This is a genomic window from Wolbachia pipientis, from assembly GCF_023661085.1.
GTDB lineage: Bacteria > Pseudomonadota > Alphaproteobacteria > Rickettsiales > Anaplasmataceae > Wolbachia.
In genome coordinates, this window is sequence record NZ_JAHDJT010000142.1 from 1 (window position 1) to 2,827 (window position 2,827).

A 2,827-nucleotide genomic window follows, 5' to 3' on the forward strand; every position below is an offset into this window, starting at 1 on the left:
TTCCTTAAGTAACTGCTCTTGCTTATCAAAAAGCTTAGTATTGTTTTCAGCAAGTCGAACTTTTAGCTCAAAATTTTCTTTCTTTTTATCTGCTATCTCTTTCGTTTGATTAGCCAGTTGAGCTTTTTGCTCAGAAATGGTGTTGTTTTTGTTAATTACCACAGCTGAAAGTGCAATAGCTGCAGCAGAAAATACAGCACCGCCAATAACAAATGGAAGGCCAAGGCTTAGAGCTGCAACTGGAGCTAAGAAACCAATATAAGGAGCTACAGCAAATATTCCTGATGCCAATAAAGTTCCGATAGCCAAAGCACCACTCACAAGATAAGGTGCGTTAGTTTTTTTAAATATACTCATTATATACCTCACTAGAATTAATTTATTATTAAAATTGTAGCACGGGTGAAGAGATATATCAAGTTTATTAATAAATTAGCAAACTATAGCGAGGATAGGAAAGATTGCTGAGAGCTATGAAACATGCCTCTCCGTGTAATCTTTGAATGCGCCTCTGCTGGAGTCAAAATATAGCTTCACACTGCCGATTGGTCCGTTCCTTTGTTTTGCAATAATGAGCTCTGCAATATTTCTAATTTTCTCCATCTTCTCTTGCCATTCTCGATGTTTATTGCTTCCTTCACTTGGCTGCTTTCTTAGCTCATAGTATTCCTCTCTGTAGAGAAACATTACTATGTCAGCATCTTGTTCTATGCTTCCTGAATCGCGCAAATCAGCAAGTTGAGGTTTTTTGTCGTCTCTTTGCTCAACAGAACGGGAGAGCTGCGATAGTGCAACAATGGGAATATTTAACTCTTTTGCAATTGCTTTCAAACCCTGTGTCACTTCCGAGATTTCTTGCACTCTATTTTCATTACTCCTTTTTGTTGTTCCTCTAATTAACTGCAGGTAATCAATAAATACCACTTCTACACTATATAATTGATACAGCAGACGTATTCTGGTACGAAGGGCACTAATTGACAGAGCAGGAGTGTCATCTATAATGAAAGGCAATTCAGACAATTCTGTACTCGCATTAATGAATTCATGCAATTCAAAATCACTAATTCTTCCGGTCAGCGCCTTATAATAACTGATTCCCGAATCTATAGTGATCAATCTTGCAGTTAATTGTTCCGCTGACATTTCAAGTGAGAAAAACGCTACGTAGTGTTGTTTATCTGCTCTTTTTTGCAGGACCTTACAAGCATTAAGGGCAATGTTTAGCGCCAGCGCTGTTTTACCCATAGAAGGCCTTGCAGCTAGAATTAATAGGTCAGATTTCTGCAGACCACCAAGAAGCTGATTTAGGTCTTGGAGTCCGGTTGTAATGCCCAGCGCTTCCGGATTATTTTTCAGTGTGCTTATTTTTTCAACTACATCTTTAACTGAGCTTGCAAGCTTTACATACGTCTTCTCACCTTGCTTTTTTACTGCTAAGTTGAACAATTTTGTCATTGCTTGTTCAATTTGCGCCTGTGCAGGGTTTTCGATGTCATAGCTGTAACTATCATCAACTATCTCCTGCCCGAGCTTGATTAAGCATCTCCTTAAGTAAGTGTCACGGATTATTCTAGTCAAGCTGTAGATATCAAGCGCGATACTCGCCTTTGCTGCGAGCTTTGCGAGATATTCAACCCCATCGCACTTGGTAAATGCTTCGTCGTTCTCAAAAAACATTTTGAGGCTCAGTTCATTAGCAACTACGCCGTGTTTTCTGGTTTTAGATATCTGCGTAAAAATGCTTTGATGCAGTGGATCATAAAAATTGTCTGCTGCGATCATATCTTCAACTGCATCACAAATTCTATTGTCACGAATCATTGCACCGATGAGCATTTGCTCCGCTTCCAAGTTATGTGGTAATTTGCATATTTCTTTATCTATGCTTCTTGAGTCGATGAGATTAGCTAATTCATTCATTCTAAATTTTTAGAGTAACTATCGATTATTGTAGAATATTTAGTCCTCGTTTGAAAGATGTAAAGGTAAAAAAATTTGACTAATTTCGTGTTGCCTATAGCATTGAAACTTAAGCCCCTGTGGTGGAATGGTAGACACGGCAGACTCAAAATCTGTTGCTTGCAAAAGCATGCTGGTTCAACTCCGGCCAGGGGCACTCAAATGTTGGAAAGTGCATATGTTACACAGGTTTTTTGATCGCTTATTTTCTATTCTCTCTTCTATGAATGCTATTCAAAAGGTAAAAAAGGACGAAAGTGGAATATGCTATGTAACGGGGTTTAGGCGCTATATATCGGTATTGCTTGATCTAATTATCATCGTTTTGTTCTTACAGTTCTGCAGCCTGGCCGTAAATCAGCTCTTTACAAATTCAGAGGACAGAAAAATATCGAGCGAAATAATTGCAAAATATCAGGTGCAAGCGCCGATTTCTGCGGAAGAGAGGGCAATGCAGAGCAGACCTGGTAAACTATGGATTCTAAATCAAATAGTCCAATTTATTATGCTATTTAGCTATGTTGCATATATGTGGATAAGGTTCGCTGCTACGCCTGGAAAACTGCTACTTGGGCTCAGAGTTGTGGATGAACAGACTTTTGGAAAAATGACCCTAAAACAAGCAACGAAGAGGTTTTTCTCCTTTATATTGTCAGTTGCGCCATTATTTTTGGGTTTTATATGGTCAAATTTCGACAAACGCTGCCAAACTTGGCACGACAAGATCGCAGGCACGGTGGTTATCACGAGTAAAAACCTTAGAAAACAGGACGAAAAAACTACTTGACAACCTTCGCCATTCCTTTTATCATGGTACTGAAGCTATTTGTTTAACTTCCCAATCTGTACAGGTTAAAATGACAAG

General features: G+C 38.8%; 2 protein-coding genes, 1 tRNA gene and 1 pseudogene. 2 read left to right on the forward strand and 2 right to left on the reverse strand.

From position 1 onward, the window contains the following. Positions 1–357, reverse strand: a pseudogene (locus DM84_RS05600) (hypothetical protein); the annotation flags it as partial. A 114-nt stretch (positions 358–471) separates the two neighbouring features. After that, positions 472–1,923 carry a replicative DNA helicase gene (locus tag DM84_RS05605; RefSeq protein ID WP_250778990.1) on the reverse strand — a complete coding sequence of 484 codons (1,452 nt, stop codon included), beginning with the start codon at positions 1,921–1,923 and terminating at the stop codon, positions 472–474. A gap of 113 nt (positions 1,924–2,036) precedes the next feature. Between DM84_RS05605 and DM84_RS05610 the strand changes: the two genes are divergently transcribed. Next, positions 2,037–2,119: transfer RNA gene (locus tag DM84_RS05610), tRNA-Leu, on the forward strand. Positions 2,120–2,140: 21 nt separating this feature from the next. Next, the gene (locus DM84_RS05615; protein WP_250778992.1) at positions 2,141–2,749 is read left to right on the forward strand and encodes an RDD family protein; all 609 of its coding nucleotides are present in this window, start codon (positions 2,141–2,143) and stop codon (positions 2,747–2,749) included. The last annotated feature ends 78 nt before the right edge of the window (positions 2,750–2,827 follow it).

Excerpts from the sequence above, each read along its gene's own strand:
- DM84_RS05615 (WP_250778992.1), top strand. The coding sequence starts at position 2,141 with ATGTTACACAGGTTTTTTGATCGCTTATTTTCTATTCTCTCTTCTATG.
- DM84_RS05605 (WP_250778990.1), bottom strand. The coding sequence starts at position 1,923 with ATGAATGAATTAGCTAATCTCATCGACTCAAGAAGCATAGATAAAGAA.